This is a genomic window from Streptomyces sp. NRRL S-1813 (assembly GCF_000719605.1).
In the GTDB taxonomy this organism is placed as follows: Bacteria; Actinomycetota; Actinomycetes; order Streptomycetales; family Streptomycetaceae; genus Streptomyces; species Streptomyces decoyicus.
The window spans coordinates 78481-94084 of the sequence record NZ_JOHB01000032.1 but is presented as its reverse complement, the minus strand read 5'-3'; the positions used below and the strand labels follow the sequence as shown (position 1 = coordinate 94084).

The 15604-nt window shown below is 71.1% G+C and carries 17 protein-coding genes and 1 pseudogene; 10 read left to right on the top strand and 8 right to left on the bottom strand.

Features of this window, described 5'->3' with window-relative positions:
- Window positions 1–624: cytochrome c oxidase subunit I (locus tag IF67_RS0131790; protein WP_234341463.1), on the bottom strand; the 624-nt coding region annotated here is incomplete at its 3' end.
- A gap of 127 nt (window positions 625–751) precedes the next feature.
- Between IF67_RS0131790 and IF67_RS0131785 the strand changes: the two are divergent.
- The 4 genes and pseudogenes from IF67_RS0131785 to IF67_RS0131770 form a co-directional block, all read left to right on the top strand.
- Window positions 752–1249: pseudogene (locus IF67_RS0131785) on the top strand (RNA polymerase sigma factor); the annotation flags it as partial.
- A 253-nt stretch (window positions 1250–1502) separates the two neighbouring features.
- Window positions 1503–2534, top strand: a complete 1032-nt coding sequence (locus tag IF67_RS0131780; protein WP_030991557.1) for a CU044_5270 family protein — start codon at window positions 1503–1505, stop codon at window positions 2532–2534.
- A 562-nt stretch (window positions 2535–3096) separates the two neighbouring features.
- A complete protein-coding gene (gene proP / locus IF67_RS0131775; RefSeq protein ID WP_030991556.1) occupies window positions 3097–4608 on the top strand; it encodes a glycine betaine/L-proline transporter ProP in 1512 nt (503 codons plus the stop codon).
- A 262-nt stretch (window positions 4609–4870) separates the two neighbouring features.
- Window positions 4871–5950, top strand: a complete 1080-nt coding sequence (locus IF67_RS0131770) for a DUF2330 domain-containing protein (RefSeq protein ID WP_030991555.1) — start codon at window positions 4871–4873, stop codon at window positions 5948–5950.
- Window positions 5951–6093: 143 nt separating this feature from the next.
- On the opposite strand, the gene IF67_RS0131765 is transcribed toward IF67_RS0131770, so the two are convergent.
- Complete coding sequence (locus IF67_RS0131765) at window positions 6094–6945, bottom strand: AraC family transcriptional regulator (RefSeq protein WP_030991554.1); 852 nt, start codon at window positions 6943–6945, stop codon at window positions 6094–6096.
- A 67-nt stretch (window positions 6946–7012) separates the two neighbouring features.
- On the opposite strand from IF67_RS0131765, the gene IF67_RS0131760 reads away from it, so the two are divergent.
- Window positions 7013–7417, top strand: coding sequence for a DUF2000 family protein (locus IF67_RS0131760; protein WP_078889748.1), 405 nt, complete (start codon window positions 7013–7015; stop codon window positions 7415–7417).
- Window positions 7418–7499: 82 nt separating this feature from the next.
- On the opposite strand, the gene IF67_RS44425 is transcribed toward IF67_RS0131760, so the two are convergent.
- The 5 genes from IF67_RS44425 to IF67_RS0131735 all read right to left on the bottom strand — a co-directional run bounded on the left by IF67_RS44425 (window position 7500) and on the right by IF67_RS0131735 (window position 9941).
- Window positions 7500–7676 (bottom strand): hypothetical protein, encoded by a 177-nt coding sequence (locus tag IF67_RS44425; RefSeq protein WP_199812806.1) that lies wholly within the window; start codon window positions 7674–7676, stop codon window positions 7500–7502.
- A 379-nt stretch (window positions 7677–8055) separates the two neighbouring features.
- Window positions 8056–8265: a hypothetical protein gene (locus IF67_RS0131750; RefSeq protein WP_030991552.1), complete on the bottom strand. Its 210-nt coding sequence runs from the start codon at window positions 8263–8265 to the stop codon at window positions 8056–8058.
- Window positions 8266–8361: 96 nt separating this feature from the next.
- Window positions 8362–9207, bottom strand: a complete 846-nt coding sequence (locus IF67_RS0131745) for a helix-turn-helix domain-containing protein (RefSeq protein WP_030991551.1) — start codon at window positions 9205–9207, stop codon at window positions 8362–8364.
- Between the two features lie 25 nt (window positions 9208–9232).
- The gene (locus IF67_RS0131740; protein WP_030991549.1) at window positions 9233–9733 is read right to left on the bottom strand and encodes a DUF6879 family protein; all 501 of its coding nucleotides are present in this window, start codon (window positions 9731–9733) and stop codon (window positions 9233–9235) included.
- Window positions 9720–9941 carry a hypothetical protein gene (locus tag IF67_RS0131735; RefSeq protein WP_030991547.1) on the bottom strand — a complete coding sequence of 74 codons (222 nt, stop codon included), beginning with the start codon at window positions 9939–9941 and terminating at the stop codon, window positions 9720–9722. The genes IF67_RS0131740 and IF67_RS0131735 overlap by 14 nt, the downstream gene beginning before the upstream one ends.
- Window positions 9942–9989: 48 nt before the next feature.
- On the opposite strand from IF67_RS0131735, the gene IF67_RS43295 reads away from it, so the two are divergent.
- The 3 genes from IF67_RS43295 to IF67_RS0131725 all read left to right on the top strand — a co-directional run bounded on the left by IF67_RS43295 (window position 9990) and on the right by IF67_RS0131725 (window position 11123).
- Entirely contained in the window at window positions 9990–10118 is a 129-nt protein-coding gene (locus IF67_RS43295) for a DUF2000 family protein (RefSeq protein ID WP_234341461.1), read from the top strand.
- A gap of 61 nt (window positions 10119–10179) precedes the next feature.
- The gene (locus tag IF67_RS0131730; protein ID WP_030991546.1) at window positions 10180–10512 is read left to right on the top strand and encodes an antibiotic biosynthesis monooxygenase family protein; all 333 of its coding nucleotides are present in this window, start codon (window positions 10180–10182) and stop codon (window positions 10510–10512) included.
- 65 nt (window positions 10513–10577) lie between these two features.
- Window positions 10578–11123, top strand: coding sequence for a GNAT family N-acetyltransferase (locus tag IF67_RS0131725; RefSeq protein WP_030991544.1), 546 nt, complete (start codon window positions 10578–10580; stop codon window positions 11121–11123).
- A 92-nt stretch (window positions 11124–11215) separates the two neighbouring features.
- Here IF67_RS0131725 and IF67_RS0131720 read toward each other — a convergent pair whose 3' ends face one another.
- Window positions 11216–13294 carry an MDR family MFS transporter gene (locus tag IF67_RS0131720; RefSeq protein ID WP_030991542.1) on the bottom strand — a complete coding sequence of 693 codons (2079 nt, stop codon included), beginning with the start codon at window positions 13292–13294 and terminating at the stop codon, window positions 11216–11218.
- Window positions 13295–13527: 233 nt separating this feature from the next.
- On the opposite strand from IF67_RS0131720, the gene IF67_RS40520 reads away from it, so the two are divergent.
- Both IF67_RS40520 and IF67_RS0131710 read left to right on the top strand, forming a co-directional pair.
- A complete protein-coding gene (locus IF67_RS40520; RefSeq protein WP_051818808.1) occupies window positions 13528–14661 on the top strand; it encodes a peptidoglycan-binding domain-containing protein in 1134 nt (377 codons plus the stop codon).
- A 216-nt stretch (window positions 14662–14877) separates the two neighbouring features.
- Window positions 14878–15540 (top strand): HAD-IA family hydrolase, encoded by a 663-nt coding sequence (locus IF67_RS0131710; RefSeq protein ID WP_030991538.1) that lies wholly within the window; start codon window positions 14878–14880, stop codon window positions 15538–15540.
- Window positions 15541–15604 lie beyond the last annotated feature (64 nt).

Here is a 15604-nt window from a genome sequence, read left to right as displayed (position 1 = left end):
GAACAGCGCCGCCGCCAGCACCGGGAAGGCCAGCAGAACCAGCACACCGGTCAGCAGCACGTTCCAGGTGAAGATCGGCATCCGGAACATCGTCATGCCAGGCGCCCGCATGCAGATGATCGTCGTGATGAAGTTGACCGAACCGAGGATCGTGCCGAAGCCCGAGAAGGCCAGACCCATGATCCACATATCGGCACCGATACCGGGGGAACGCACGGAATCGGAGAGCGGCGCATAGGCGAACCAGCCGAAGTCCGCCGCCCCTTGAGGCGTCAGAAATCCGCCCACCGCGATCAGCGAACCGAAGAGATAGAGCCAGTAGGCGAACATGTTCAGCCGGGGAAAGGCCACGTCGGGCGCGCCGATCTGAAGCGGCATGATCCAGTTCGCGAAACCGGCGAACAGCGGCGTCGCGAACATCAGCAGCATGATCGTGCCGTGCATCGTGAACGCCTGGTTGAACTGCTCGTTCGACATGATCTGGTGGCCGGGGCGGGCCAGTTCGGCGCGCATCAGCAGCGCCATCACTCCGCCGAGGCAGAAGAAGGCGAACGCGGTGACCAGGTAGAGCGTGCCGATCGTCTTGTGGTCGGTGGTCGTCAGCCACTTCACGGGAAACTTCATGCCCGGTAGGTGTCCGGAGCCACCGCGAACGTCACCGCCGGCGAGGCGCAAAGGGCCCTGACGGCCGGTGGCAAGTCTCACCCCGGCAGGGTGTGAAGATCGGGGCCATGCCGGACACCAAGGGTTCATGAGCACGGACGACGCCTTCGCCGAGGCCTATCGCGCGCACTACTGGGCGGTCAGCCGCTTTGTGGCACGGCGGCTGGACGGGCAGGCCCACGAGGTCGAGGAAGTGGTGGCGGAGGTCTTCTCCATAGCCTGGAGACGCCGCGCCGAACTCCCCGACGCGCCGCTGCCCTGGCTGTACGGGGTGGCCCGGAACTGTCTGGCCAATACGGTGCGGGGGCGAGGCCGCTACCGGCGGCTGCTGCACCGGCTCGGCAACCACGAGGCGGCGCAGCAGCGGCAGACCGTGGCCAGTCCGGACGCGGAGCGGCCCGGCTCCTGGGTGCACGACGCGCTGGCCCGGCTCTCCCCCGCCGACCAGGAGGTGCTGCGGCTGACGGCCTGGGAGGAACTGACCATCGAGGAACTGGCGGTGACCCTCGGGTGCGGTCAGAGCGCGGCGGCCATGCGGCTGCACCGGGCGCGCGGCCGGCTCCGAACGCAGATCGAGCGGATGCGGCCGCGAGGCGACACCCGGCCGCCCGACGCTCCCCCGCCGCGGTCCGATACGCCCCCTTCCCCGCCTTCGTCGCCACCCCCGTCGTCGCCACCCCCGTCGTCACCGCCGCGGTCGGCATCGGCATCGGCATCGGCATCGACATCGACATCGGCGTCGGCGCCACACCCGATACCCCCCGGCCCCCCTTCCCCCCACCCCCATCCGTCCCGAATTTCCCCCCACCCCGTACCGACCCGAGCGGGAGGCCGCCGCCATGACTGAGGAACTGGAGCTGCTGCGGCAGGCCGACCCCTTCTCCGCCGACGAGGGGCCCTGGCGGGACCGCCCGCTGACGGCGCGGGCCGAGGCCCGTCTGGAGGCGCTGACGTCCGGCGCCGCCCCCGTCAGCCGTCCGCGTCCGGTGCGCCGGCGCCGTCTGGTGATGGGCCTGACCGCGGCGTCGCTGGCCGGTGCCGCCGCTTTGGCGCTCACCTTTTCCGGCGCCGGCAGCGGCCCCGCCGTCGCCGCGCCCGTCGCCCTCCCCCTGCATGCCGATGCGCCGTCCGTCTCGCTGGATGTCCTCGCCCGCAGGGCGGAGGCCAGGGCGCGCACGGCCGGTGCCGCGGACGGCCCGCTCCGGGGCAGCCATCTCCAGAGCTGGTACATGAGCATGGAGTCGGGCCCGGACGCCGCGCCGCCCGTCACCGTGCCCGAGGAGCGCATCACCCACTGGAACGACGACGGGAGCGGCTCGGAGCTGGTCGTGGCCACCGACCCGCGGCATCCGGGCCGCCCGGTGATCCACGACAACGACGGACACTGGCAGACCGTCAGAGACGGGAAGGTCCTGCACCGGAAGACCTATCCGGCGGGCTCGGAAGCCCAGCACAGCGGCCTCGCCTCCCGCACGAGGCCGTCGACCGACCCCGCGGCGCTGCGCGAACAGCTGTCGTGGCTGTACGGCGGGCCGGGCGGCACCCGCACGACTCCGCAGCTCCTGTCGGCGCTCTCCTCCTTCCGCCAGGAGTGGACCCCGGGCCCGCGGGAGACGGCCGCCGTCGTCCGGATGCTGGCCGATGCGGGCGGGCTGCGGCAGGCGGGTGTGGTCACCGACCGGCTGGGCCGGCGCGGGCAGGCGTACGTGTACGACGGTCCCGACGGCGCCACGAACTCCACCCGCCAGATGGTGATCTTCGATCCGCGCACCGGCGAACTCCTGGGGCTGGAGGTGACCTTCACCAAGGACGAGCCGGAGTTCAAGATCAAGTCGGGGGAGGTGATGTCGTACGAGGCGTGGATGCCGTGAGGCGGCGGAGTCCCGGGGGCGTGATGCCGCCCGCGGGCCCGGCCGAGGCCCACTCCGGGGCCCGTTCCGAGGCCCGGCCTGCGCGCCCCCCGAGTGGCGGGGCGGGCGGCCATGGCTGACCCTTGAGGGAACGCGACGATCCACATCGGCGCGGCGGTCGGGAGTATGCCGCCGCGCCGTTTTCGCGTCCGGACCACCCGCACATCGCACACATACCCATACCGCCCCTGCTGCGACACTCCCGCCCCCGGGGCCGCCCTACGGCACGCAGTCCACCCCGCGACATATCCCGTGACACACCTCACAATCGCCCGACGGTTGCAGCGGATCACCGCGATATGGATCACAGGCATAAGTGCCGTGGATTGCTTCGCGAAAGGGCGTTTCCCCTGCAAGGAGCGGGTATACGGCCACCTGCGCGGTCGACCGCGCACTGTCCGTGATGATCCGGTCTGCCCCTATGGTCGACCTTTGCCCGCCGCCGCATGGCGGGCCGCGGCCCGCCACCCCATGGCGGGCGTAGTCATGTTGTCGTCCAAAGAGAGCGCAGGCGAGCGAACACGTGCCGACGCATTCCCCCGTCGCACCCGGGCCCCGTCACCCCGTCGGCAGCCGTGCCGATACCGCACCCGATCCCCAGGAGGACCGGAAGGCGGATCCGGCGTACCAGACATCGGGCGACGTGACCGTCGTCGACCCCGTGATGGTCAAACGTGCCGTGTCGGCGGCCGCGCTCGGCAATGCGATGGAGTGGTTCGACTTCGGCGTGTACAGCTACATCGCGGTCACCCTCGGACACGTCTTCTTCCCGTCCGGGAATCCGACCGCGCAGTTGCTGTCGACGTTCGGAGCGTTCGCGGCGGCGTTCCTGGTCCGCCCCATCGGCGGCATGGTCTTCGGGCCGCTCGGTGACCGGATCGGCCGGCAGAAGATCCTCGCCATCACCATGATCATGATGGCGGCGGGCACCTTCGCCATCGGCCTGATCCCGTCCTATGCCTCCATCGGCGTCGGGGCGCCCATCCTGCTGCTCGTCGCCCGCCTGGTACAGGGCTTCTCCACCGGTGGCGAATACGGCGGCGCCTCCACCTTCATCGCCGAGTACGCGCCCGACAAGAAGCGCGGATTCCTCGGCAGCTGGCTGGAGTTCGGCACCCTCGCCGGCTATGTCGGCGGTGCCGGCCTGGTCACGCTGATGACCGCGCTGCTGTCCACCGAGGACCTGAACTCCTGGGGCTGGCGCATCCCGTTCCTGATCGCCGGACCGATGGGCATCATCGGCCTCTACCTGCGGATGCGGCTCGAAGAGACCCCGGCCTTCGCCCAGTTGGAGAAGGAAGCGCGGACGAAGGAGAAGGCGCGCCGCGAGGCCGAGAAGCGGATCGGCGTCCGCGAGATGATCTTCGGTCAGTGGCGGTCGCTGCTGCTGTGCGTCGGACTGGTCCTGGTCTTCAACGTCACGGACTACATGCTGCTGTCGTACATGCCGAGCTATCTGACCTCGGAGCTGAAGTACGACGAGACGCACGGGCTGCTGGTCGTGCTGGCAGTGATGGTCCTGATGATGGGCGTCCAGCCGTTCGCGGGCCGGCTCACCGACCGCTTCGGCCGCCGCCCGGTCATCGCCGCGGGCTGCATCGGCTTCCTGGTGCTGTCCGTCCCCGCCCTGCTGCTGATCCGGCAGGGGTCGCTGGTCGCCATCGCGCTGGGCATGGCCGCGCTCGGACTGCTGCTGGTCACCTTCACCTCGTCGATGCCGTCCACGCTGCCCGCGCTGTTCCCGACCAAGGTCCGCTACGGCTCCCTGTCGATCGGCTTCAACGTCTCCGTGTCGCTCTTCGGTGGTACGACGCCGCTGGTGGTCACGGCCCTGATCGGCGCGACCGGCAACACGATGATGCCCGCCTACTACATGATGGCGGCGGCCGTGATCGGCGGCATCGCCGTTCTGCTGATGTCGGAGAGCGCCCGCAAGCCGCTGCCCGGCTCCCCGCCGGCCGTCGAGACCGAGGCGGAGGCGCGCGAGATCCGCAGTGCGGCCCGCCGTCCGGCCACGGCCGACTCGGCTGCCTGACACGCAGCACTCCCCTTTGGGCATACGAGGGCCCGGCCGGATCTTTCCGGCCGGGCCCTCGGCGTTCTTCCATGGCACGGCGCGGAGTTCAGGGGCGTCACGGCCGGGCGGAACCAGCCGTACCGCCGTCGCCGTCTGTGTCGCTGCCGGCCACGTGGAGCGGCGAGTGCTGATCGGGGGACGGATGAGGGGCAGGGGGACGGACGCGGCTGCCGCGGTGCGCGCCACTACGGGGCGGCGGCGGGCGCTGCTGGTGGTGCTGATGTTGCTGGCCGTGCAGTTGGTGTCGCTGGCCAGGCCGGCGTACGCCTGTGGTTGCGGCGCCATGGTGCACGACCCGAAGACGACCATGGCGGTGAACCGCGAGACCTCGGTGGTGCACTGGGACGGGAAGTCGGAGCAGATCGTCATGAGCCTGACGGTGGACGGCACGGCGCCGGACGCCGCGTGGATCATGCCGGTACCGCACCGGGCCGCCGTCCGGCTCGGCGACCGCGAGCTGTTCGACCGGCTCAGCACCCTGACCGCACCGGCCGTCGAGGAGCGCCACTACTTCTGGCCCCGCAGCGGCGACTGGCCGTTCGGCGGGACGTACGACGGGGCAGCGGCGCCCCCTTCCGGCGCCCGCGGCCCGGGAGTCGGCGTGGTCGGCCGTGAGCGTCTGGGGCCCTTCGACGTCGCCCGGCTGACCGCCACCGATCCGGCGGCGTTGCGCAACTGGCTGAAATCCCATGGTTTCCAGCTCCCCGCCTCCCTCGCGAGCGCGCTGCGCCCGTATGTGCAGCAGCGATGGGAGTACGTGGCCATCCGGCTGGCCCCGGCCGAAGCCCACCGCCCGCTGACGGGGGCCCTCGAACCGTTGCGGCTGTCCTTCGCCAGCGACCGGCTCATCTACCCCATGCGGCTCTCCCGTCTCGCCAAGACACCGCAGTCGCTGGGTCTTTACGTGCTCGCACCCCACCGGATGGAGCCGCGCAGCGCCATCGGCGGGACCAGGCCCGAGGTCTTCTTCGCGGGGCGGATCACACCCGAGGGGGCGCTGCGCGACCTCAGCGGCCCGCGCCGGACGTTCCTGACCGCCATCGACCAGCGTTTCCCGCAGCCCCATCGCATCACCGGCGACCACGAACTCCTCCGCGCCGCCGGGGACACCCCGTACCAACGGATCACTTACACCGATTCGCTGCTGGTGGTGGGCGGCGTCCCGGCCTGGCTGCTGACGGCCGGCGGACTACAGGTGCTGCTGCTCGCGGCTGCCGCGCTGCTGATCGGACTGCGCAGACGCCGATCCGGCGACGCCCAGCCGCCCGCTGTGGTGCGGGTGCCACCGCCGCTGGGGTGACGGGGCCGGCGCAACGGGCCGGCGCAACGGGCCGGCGCAACGGGCCGGTTCCTTCACCTCCGTGCGACTGTCCGTGCCCTACATCCACCCGCCGACCCGCCCCCTGCGCCCACGCACGGCGCCCCTCACCCCCGCGCCCCGTCTCAGGCCCGCGCACCGGCCCGGCGGAACGCCCCCGGTGTGACGCCGAAGCAGCGCACGAACCAGCGGTGGAAATGGGCCTGGTCGGCGAAGCCCGCCTCGGTGGCGGCTTCGGACGTGGCACGGCCGTCGACGAGGAGGGCGCGGGCACGGCGCAGTCGCAGCAGCCGCTGGAAGTCACTGGGCGCCATGCCGTACTCGGCCCGGAACGCCCGGTAGAGCGCAAAGCGGCTGCACCCCGCGGCATCGGCGAGTTCCTGGGCGGTCAGCGGCTGGTCGTAGGCCGCCATGAGCAGATCGCGCACCCGGCGGGCCGCCCCGGCCTGTGCGCCCACGGGCAGTTCGCGCGGCCCGGCACTCGCGACGCCGCGGCACGCATTGCGCCGCACCATGGCCTCGACGGCCGCGGTGAGCCGCTCCTCCCGTACGAGGGGTTCCGCCCCGCCGACCAGCGCCGGATGCAGTCTGCGCAGCGCGCGGGCCAGCACCGGGTCGTCGACCACCGGGCGGTCGAACAGCGGCATGGCGCCCCGGCCGTCGGTCACATCGTCGAGCACGGCGCGTACGACGTCCGGGCCGATGTGCATGATCCGGTAGGTGAAGCCGAGTTCGACGGCGGACTCCCCGTCGTGCGGGTCGTCCGGGTTGAACGCCATCACCATGCCGGCGGCGCTGGTGTGGCCCGCACCGCGGCAGGTGAAGCGCTGGGCGCCGGTCTCCGTCACGGCGAACGAATAGGCGTCATGGCTGTGCGGGTGGAAGACATGCCGGACGAAGTGCGCGTGCATCGCCTCCAGGGGCCGGTCCGGATCGCGCCAGTACCGCGCCCAGTCCCCGTCCTGCTTCGTGCTCATCACCCCAGTCTGCCGCGCCGCACCAGCGTTCAATACGGCAGTCCGGATGCCGGACGAGACTCCCCCTATGACGACCGCACCGAGCACACCGAGCGCCACCGCAACCCCCCGCACGGCCCCGGCCGCTCCCCGCTTCGACACCAAGATCGCCGTGATCGTCCGGGAGGACCTCGCCGTCTGGCAGAAGCTGAACGTCACCGCGTTCCTCGCGAGCGGTATCGCGCACGCCTCCGGCGACATCATGGGCAAGCGCTACGAGGACGCCTCCGGCCACGACTATCTGGCGCTGCTCCGGGAGCCGGTGCTGTGCTACACCGCCGATGCCGGCGCGCTGACCCGCACGCATGCCCGTGCGCTCAGCCGTGCCGTGCCGACCGCGCTGTACGACAGCCTCGATCTGGTGGGACTCGCCGTTTACGGCCCGCGCGGCATCGTCGACAAAATCACCAAGGGACTGAAGCTGCACGGCTGAGCGGCCGTGCCCCGCCCGTGTGGCGCGTACCGCGCAGCGTACGGGCGGGGGCGGTTCAGCCAGCCACGCCGGCCGTCAGGGGCTACTCGCCGCCGCCTCCCTGCGGGGCGGGCTCGCGGGGCGCCTCCGGGGGCATGGGCCCGCCGTCGTGTTTGCCGCCGTCCACCTCCATGTCGGCCGGATGCCGGAACGGCACTCCGCGCCAGCCTTCGGCGTCGGGCTTGCGCGTCTCGTATGTCTCAGCGGCTACGACGCTCATCCACCAACCTCCTCTTCCGTGCGGGGCCATGCCGCCGTACCGTCGAAGGCATGGCCCGTAGGGCCGCAGGGATTCCCTGCGGTTGGTCACCCGCTCCGGCTGCTCGACTGTCCAGGTTTCCGCCGCCGGGGCGGGAGTCTTAAGCGCCGGCCATCACTGCGCACACGTGGCACAGCCACCTGGCGGACGCGTCGGCCGGCGCGTGGCCCTGTCGGCAGAGCATTCACCGACGCTCTTGGCGCAGTAGCCGAGGCACGGAAACGGGCGCGGTAGCACCTTCACGAGGCACCGCATCCGAGCGCGGATCGAGGGGTCCGCCGAGTGGTGCCCACACCAGCCCTCGGCGCTGTCAGCGTCCGACGTGGCCGGCTCGGGTGCACTATGCCGCCTCATCGTGCCCACGGCCGTGGTTCCTGATCTCCCGAGCAGCAGCGCATGCGGCCGCCCAGTCGTTCCGCTTCCGCGCCCAGCTCCGCTGGAGGTCCAGGGCGGCACACACTTTGCAATCAGGGACCGGTTCGCCCTCCAGCAGCCAGCCGTCGAGCGGCAGCTCCACGGGCGGTTGGGTGTACCAAATCAGGCTGATCACGGCCTCTCCGTCATTCACTCAGATGTCACCTGTATGGCAACAAGCTAGGAATGATGGAGAGTTGGCCTCAACGAACTTGTGCGAACTTGCGCGCGCTCACCCGAGAGAGTCGATCGCCGCGGTGATCAGAGCCCGTGCCGATGCCCCGTAGACCGCCAAGTCGGCCAGGTCCGCGAAGGTATGGGCGTACATGCTGATTTCGTGCGGCTGGGTGATGGTGAGGAATGCGGACACCAGCTCAATGTTGACTTGAGCGTCATCGAAGATCCAGAAGTCTTCCACCGGCCATAGCGCGGTACGGTCCGCGTTCAGCGGGATCACGCCAAGGCTGACGTTGGGCAGTGTGGCCAGCGACAGCAGGTGTCCGAGCTGACCGGCCATGGTCGCAGGGCCGCCGATCCGGTGTCGCAGTGCGCTCTCCTCCAGGATCAGAGCGAAGCGGCGTGGCCCCTCGTGCAAGATGCGCTGCTTGTCCACGCGGACTTGGACGGCTTCCTCCAGATCGTCAGGCAGGGCACGCCGGTCACGAATCGTCCTGAGGAGTGCCTCGATGTATGCACGGGTCTGGAGGGGGCCGGGGATCAGCCACGACGAGTAGGCGCGGAAGTGCCGCGTTCGTTCCCACAGGGGGATGACCGACTCTTGTGCCCGACGGAGTCCGGACCGCTCCATGCGTCGCCACTCGACATGCGCACCGTCGATATTGCGCGCGGTGGCGATCAAGTCAGCCGTCTGCCCCTCCGCACCACAGTGCAGCGTCCACACCCGCAGGTCCTCGTCAGACGGCCCAGTGCGGCCGTTTTCGATGCGGCTGCACTTGCTCTCATGCCAGCCGGCCCGAGCGGCCAGCTCCCGCGCTGTCAGACCCGAGTCCTTCCGCATCTCGCGCAGGCGCTTGCCCAGGGCCTCTCGGGCCTGCCGGACACTGGACGATGAAGTCACGTTCGAGGGTTCCGAGTGAGAGCCGTCAGATCGGCCGGTACGCGTCGTGGGGGGTGGCCCGTTCCCAGATCGCTTCGAACGCCGACACGCACGCGCGCACCACGGCGGGGTCGGTCACCAGCTCTTCGCCGGTCATCTCGCCATCACCGTTGAAGTGGTTGAACAGCACGGATGTCCGGTCGAACACCCAGCAGTCGTTACCCGGCAGCAGCAGTGAGGACGCTTGCCGACGGGGCAGCCAGCGCACCGACTCGCCGGCCTTGGCATTGTGCCCGCTGGTGAGTGCGTGCTCATACCGGATGTAGGCGGAGACGGGTTCCGACACGACGCGTGCACGGCACACATCCACGCCACGGGTCACCGAAGCGGAGACCAGATCGATCCACCACGGCCAGCGTTCGGAGGGATCGAAGTGGTTGCCCGCCGTCCACTCCAGGTAGTCCTCATCCAGCGCGTATGCGTCCCTGGCCTCGAAGTGCCACGCGCTGTGCTGGGCCGACCGGAACAGATCCTCAAACGTCGGCACCGTCGCTCACCTCCGGGAAGAACTGCATCATGCGCCTGGGGAACTCGATCACGGTTTCATGAGCCGGGATGTCCATTTGGGCGAGCCGCTCAGCGTCCGTGACCCGCCATCCTTGCAGGACGTAGTTTCCGGTCTCGTCGTCCAGGTACACAGTGGGTGAACCGTTGTTGGGACTCTCGGGGTCCTTGCCCAGCCGGTGCAAAGCCATGGTGACCTCCGCTGCCTTGGGTGACGATCGACATGTCCGAGCTTGTGCGTGATCACCTCCGCGTGCCAGCAACTTGCACGAACTTCTATCGACAGCCTCGATCTGGTGGGACTCGCCGTTTACGGCCCGCGCGGCATCGTCGACAAAATCACCAAGGGACTGAAGCTGCACGGCTGAGCGGCCGTGCCTTTCGGCCCTGGCCTGCGCCCCTTTCGCACCATGCGGCACGATGGGCGGTATGAGCATCGTGAAGATCAATGTACTGTCCGTGCCCGCCGAACAGCGCGAGGTCCTGGAGAAGCGCTTCGCGTCCCGTGCCGGCACGGTGGACTCCTCGGACGGCTTCGAGTGGTTCGAGCTGCTGCGCCCCGTGGAGGGCACCGACCAGTACCTCGTCTACACCCGGTGGCGGGACGAGGAGTCGTTCCAGGCGTGGATGGAGGGCCCGATGAAGGCCGCGCACCAGCAGGGCGCCGGCGCCGAGGGCGGCGAGCGTCCCAAGCCCGCCGCGTCCGGTTCCACCCTGTGGTCCTTCGAGGTGGTGCAGCAGACCGGGCCGAAGCAGGGCTGACCGCCCTCGGCGGCGTCACTCAAATCCGTTGCGCCGCGTGCCACCCCGTCCGCGACAATGGCGCCATGAGTGACGCCGCCACCCTCCGTCTCCCCTGGACCGTCACCGCCGAGCCGGTCGGCTCGCCGGACGCCGAGGCGCTGCTGCGCGAGTACTACACCGAGGTGGCCGACCGCTATTTCGCGCTGCACGAGGGCCGCCGCTCGACGCCGGAGGAGATCGACGAGGGCGTGGCGGAGTACCCCAGCGCCGATCTGACGCCGCCGAACGGCGTGCTGCTGGTGGCCCGCCACGGCGAGGCGGTGACGGGCTGTGTCGGAGTGCGGCTGCTGGACGCACGGACCGCGGAGCTCAAGCAGATGTTCGTACGGCCCGCCCGGCGCGGCCGGGGCGGTGCGGGCGCGCTGCTCACGGCCGCCGAGAGGGCCGCGGCACAGCTGGGCGCCGAGCGGGTCCGGCTCGACACCCGGCTGGACCTGGTGGAGGCCGTCGCGCTCTACCGGCGGCACGGCTTCACGGAGATCGATCCGTACCACGACGACCCTTACGCGGAGGTCTACTTCGAGAAGCGGCTGGACGTGGAAGCGGACACGGGCCCGTTGACGGGCTGACCGGCCCGCCGTCTGCCCACCGGCAGTATTCCGTTCACGACCGTGGTCAGATCACCACCACGGTCATCCCCCCGCGGCCATCACCCCCGCCCTCACTTCGCCAGGTCCGGCGGCTGCGGTGCGGGCGGATGGGTGCGTGGCAACAGCGGCCGGGCGTCGCCGTTGTGCGGCTCCTCCGCGTCCGAGCCGCACAGTTCCGCCGTCAGCTCCCGGACGAGTTCGGTGAGGTCGGTGGGCCGGTCCCTGGTCCACCAGTCGCCCAGCATCTCCGCGAGCGACTGCTGGCGGGCCGCCGAGAGCCGGTCGGCGGTCTCCCGGCCGCGGTCGGTGAGCCGCAGCAGCAGCCCGTCACGGGTGGCGAGTCCGCGTTCCTCGATCTGGCGGATGCTCTCGGCGATCACGCCGAGCGGCACCGTGCTGCGTTCGGCGAGCAGCGCCGGTTCCACCGTGCCGTGGCGGTGGATGCGCAGGATCAGCCAGCCGGCGGCCGGTTTGAGGTCCAGTCCGGCCCGTGCAGTGATCTTCTCGTAGATGTGCTTACGGCCTTCCCTGCTGCCGAGTTTGGACAGCGCGCGGGCGCATTCGTCGCGCGAGGACCGTTCGACGGGGTTGGAGGAGAGCACCTCGCTGGTGTCGGGGGCGGTGACGCTGCTGCGCAGCGGCTCCTCCCTGAGGAACCAGGCCAGGGCGAACGCGATCAGGACGACCGGGACGGCGTAGAGGAAGACATCGGTGATCGAGACCGCGTAGGCGTTGAGGACCCCGGCCGCCTGCCCGGCCGGCAGCCGGGCGACGGTCCGCGGGTCCTCGGCGATCGTGGACGGGGCGATGCCCGGCGGCAGTTGCGACCCGGAGAGCGCCTCGGCGATCCGCGGACGGAGGTGGTTGGTGAAGATCGTGCCGAAGAGGGACACGCCGAACGAGCCACCGATGGAGCGGAAGAATGTGGCGCCGGAGGTGGCGACACCCAGGTCCTGGTAGGCGACGGCGTTCTGCGCGATGAGCACCAGCACCTGCATGACCAGGCCGAGTCCGAAGCCGAAGACGAAGAAGTAGGCGCTCATCTCGCCGAAGCCGCTGGACCGGTCGAGCTGGTGCAGAAGCAGCAGGCCGAGGGCCACGACGCCGGTGCCGGCGATCGGGAAGGCCTTGTAGTGGCCGGTGCGGCTGACGATGTGCCCGGAGCCGGTGGAGGCCAGCAGCATGCCGACCACCATGGGCAGCATGTGGACCCCGGACAGCGTCGGGGAAACCCCCTGCACGACCTGTAGGAACGTCGGCAGATACGTCATCGATCCGAACATCGCGAAGCCGACGATGAAGCCGATGACGGAGGTCAGTGTGAAGCTGCGGCTCCGGAACAGGCGCAGCGGCAGCACGGGTTCGGCGGCCCGGCTCTCGACGGCGAGGAACACGCCCAGCAGCACGACGCCGAGCACGCCGCATCCCACGATCTGCCAGGAGCCCCAGGGGTAGCTGACGCCGCCGAGCGAGGTCATCAGGACGAAGCAGGCGGCGACCGCGGCGATCAGGGCGGTGCCCAGGTAGTCGATCCGGTGCCGGGTGCGGCGGCGCGGAATGTGCAGCACGGCGGCGATGACGGCGAGCGCGACGATGCCGACGGGGATGTTGATGTAGAACACCCAGCGCCAGCTGAGGTGGTCCACGAACAGCCCGCCGAGCAGCGGGCCGAGGACGCTCGAAGCGCCGAAGACGCCGCCGAACAGCCCCTGGTACTTGCCGCGTTCGCGGGGCGGCACGATATCGCCGACGATCGCCATCGACAGCACGATCAGACCGCCGCCGCCCAGCCCCTGGAGGGCCCGGAAGGCGATCAGCTCCCCCATGTTCTGCGCGACACCGCACAGCACCGAGCCGATCAGGAAGATCACGATGGCGGTCTGGAACAGTTTCTTGCGGCCGTACTGGTCACCGAGCTTGCCCCACAGGGGTGTCGCGGCCGTCGCGGCCAGAAGGTAGGCGGTGACCACCCAGGAGAGGTGGTCCAGGCCGCCGAGCTCGCTGACGATCGTGGGCAGCGCGGTGGCAACGATGGTCTGGTCGAGCGCCGCAAGGAGCATGCCGAGCAACAGCGCGCCGATCGCGACGAGGACCGTCCGCCGGGACCGGTCCTCCCCAGGGACGGCAGGAGCGCTGGTGTCCTGCGCCATGAGCTCTCCCTCTGTGTTCCGCCAGGCTGCCCTTTCCGTAGTGGACCGCCCTTCGGGCTTCTTCCATCCTGGGCGGTTCGGCCTGATATGGCCCGCCGAACGGCGTCCGGTATCCGGGGCCGTTCAGGGGACACCGGGGGCCTGCCGTACGGATGTGTTCGAGTGCCTGCGCGAACGGGTGCGGCCTCTGGATAATCGCTGCCGGTTCGAGGCCTCCAGGGAGGGGACCGCTCGTGACGGCACGGACATGCCCGCACTGCTCCGCCCCCGTACGCGGCGGCGGCCACCCCACCTGCCTGTGTGCGGCGGCCGACGCGGAGGACTTTGACCCGCTGCGCATTCGGCCGTACGTGTCACTGCCGGACGAGGACGAGGACAACGACTCGGGCGGCGCCGCGTGCAATGACGGTCCGGGCGGCGCCCCGTACGACGACGGGAGGGGCTGGCCCTCCCTCAGCGGGGGTGACCGGCTGGAGGACTTACCCGGGGTGGACGCGGCCGTGCACCGAGCCGACGCACCCTCACCTGCGGACACCCCCTCCCCCGCCCGCGGTTCCGCCACCGGACCGGTCCCCTTGTCCGTCCCGGCGGACACCGCGGCCCCGGCGCCCGCCTCTCTGCCTTCTCCCGCCTCCGCCGACTCCGGCTTGGGCTCCGGCTCCGCCTCCGGGCCGCCCCTGCTGCCCCGTGCGCGCCGCCGCCCCGGCCCGGCCTCCCGGACGTTCCGCGCGTCGGAGGGGGAGCCGTCCGCCGGCCCCTTGCTCCGGCCCCCTCGCCGTCCGCGCGCGTTATCGGCCGTACTGGCGGCCGCCGGAGCCGCGGTGGCCGCCGCCGCGGTCCTGATCACCACCGATGCGCTGTCCGGCGGCTCCCACGACCGGGCGGCGCCGCCCGACCTCGGCACCGTCTCCCCCAGCGCCGGCTTCCCCACCGACGGCGCGGCCGCCCCCACCCGGAGCGACGCCGCCCCCTCCCGCTCCGCGGCCCGCTCACCGTCACCGGACGCGACCGGGCTCCGCTCCCCCACGGCCACCGAGAAGCGCCACCGCACCACGAGCCCCGCGCCTCCCGCTCCCACCCGGGCATCCGGCAGCGTCACGGACTCCCCCGGCAGCCACGGCCCCAGCGCTCCGCCGACGGGGCCGATCGTGCTGCGCGAGGGCGCCGACGGCCCGGAGGTGGCGGAGTTACAGGGGCGGCTGCGCCAACTGGCCGTCTATACCGGCCCGGACGACGGGCACTACGGCGCGGAGGTACGGGCCGCCGTATCCCGCTACCAGCAGGCCTACGGGGTGGCGGGCGACCCCGACGGCGTCTACGGCACGCGGACCAGAGCGTCCCTGGAGTCCCGCACGCGCGAGCCGTAGGGGCTGCCCGGCGGGCCGGGCCGGACGGCCCGTGGCGCCGCGCTGACCAGGCCCGGTTGTCGAGACCCGGATCCGTTTTGTATCGTGAAGAAACAAAGTGGCTCCGCCCGCACTCCCTGACCGGCGGGCGGGGCCACGTTGTTTTCCCATGCGCGATCCGCACCGTCCGCATGCGGCCGCACCGTCCGTATGCCCGTAGCGCCCAGGAGCCCGCCGATGACGGCCACCACCACGCTCACCGCCCGCGCCCTGCTGCTGGACATGGACAGCACGATCGTGAACTCCGAGGCCGTCGTCGAGCGCTGCTGGCGCCGCTGGGCGGCCGAGCAGGAGCTGGACGCGGAGGAGGTCCTCAAGGTCGTCCACGGCCGGCAGGGCTGGGCCACCATGGCCGCGCTGCTCCCGGACCGCCCGATGGAGCTCAACATGGCGGACAACCGCCGGATGCTGACACAGGAGACGTCGGACACGGACGGCGTGGTGCCGGTCCCCGGCGCGCCTGCCTTCATGGCCGCCCTCGCCACGCTCCCGCACGCCCTGGTGACCTCCGCCGACATCCCGCTCTCCGACGCCCGGATGGGCGCGGCCGCGCTGCCCATGCCGGCCGTGCGGATCACGGCGGAGAGCGTGAGCGCCAGCAAGCCCGATCCGGAGGGCTTCCTCAAGGGCGCCGCCGAGCTGGGGTACGCCCCCGAGGACTGCCTGGTGTTCGAGGACTCCCAGGCGGGCATCGAGGCGGGGCGGGCGGCCGGGATGCGCGTGGTCGGCGTCGGCGACCGGGCCGTCGCGTTCGCGCCCACCGCGCAGGTAAGCGACCTCACCGGCATCCGCGTCGAGGCGCTGCCGGACGGCATGATCGCCGTGCACATCACGGGCTGAGAGCCCACACCCGACGCGGGGCGAGGGGCCGGGGGCGCCGGCAAAGCGTCCCCGGCCCCCTCGC

Coding starts and splice junctions, on each gene's coding strand:
- IF67_RS0131780 (WP_030991557.1), top strand. CDS start 1,503: ATGACTGAGGAACTGGAGCTGCTGCGGCAGGCCGACCCCTTCTCCGCC.
- IF67_RS0131770 (WP_030991555.1), top strand. CDS start 4,871: ATGTTGCTGGCCGTGCAGTTGGTGTCGCTGGCCAGGCCGGCGTACGCC.
- IF67_RS0131765 (WP_030991554.1), bottom strand. CDS start 6,945: ATGAGCACGAAGCAGGACGGGGACTGGGCGCGGTACTGGCGCGATCCG.
- IF67_RS0131760 (WP_078889748.1), top strand. CDS start 7,013: ATGACGACCGCACCGAGCACACCGAGCGCCACCGCAACCCCCCGCACG.
- IF67_RS44425 (WP_199812806.1), bottom strand. CDS start 7,676: ATGAGCGTCGTAGCCGCTGAGACATACGAGACGCGCAAGCCCGACGCC.
- IF67_RS0131735 (WP_030991547.1), bottom strand. CDS start 9,941: ATGGCTTTGCACCGGCTGGGCAAGGACCCCGAGAGTCCCAACAACGGT.
- IF67_RS0131730 (WP_030991546.1), top strand. CDS start 10,180: ATGAGCATCGTGAAGATCAATGTACTGTCCGTGCCCGCCGAACAGCGC.
- IF67_RS0131725 (WP_030991544.1), top strand. CDS start 10,578: ATGAGTGACGCCGCCACCCTCCGTCTCCCCTGGACCGTCACCGCCGAG.
- IF67_RS0131720 (WP_030991542.1), bottom strand. CDS start 13,294: ATGGCGCAGGACACCAGCGCTCCTGCCGTCCCTGGGGAGGACCGGTCC.
- IF67_RS0131710 (WP_030991538.1), top strand. CDS start 14,878: ATGACGGCCACCACCACGCTCACCGCCCGCGCCCTGCTGCTGGACATG.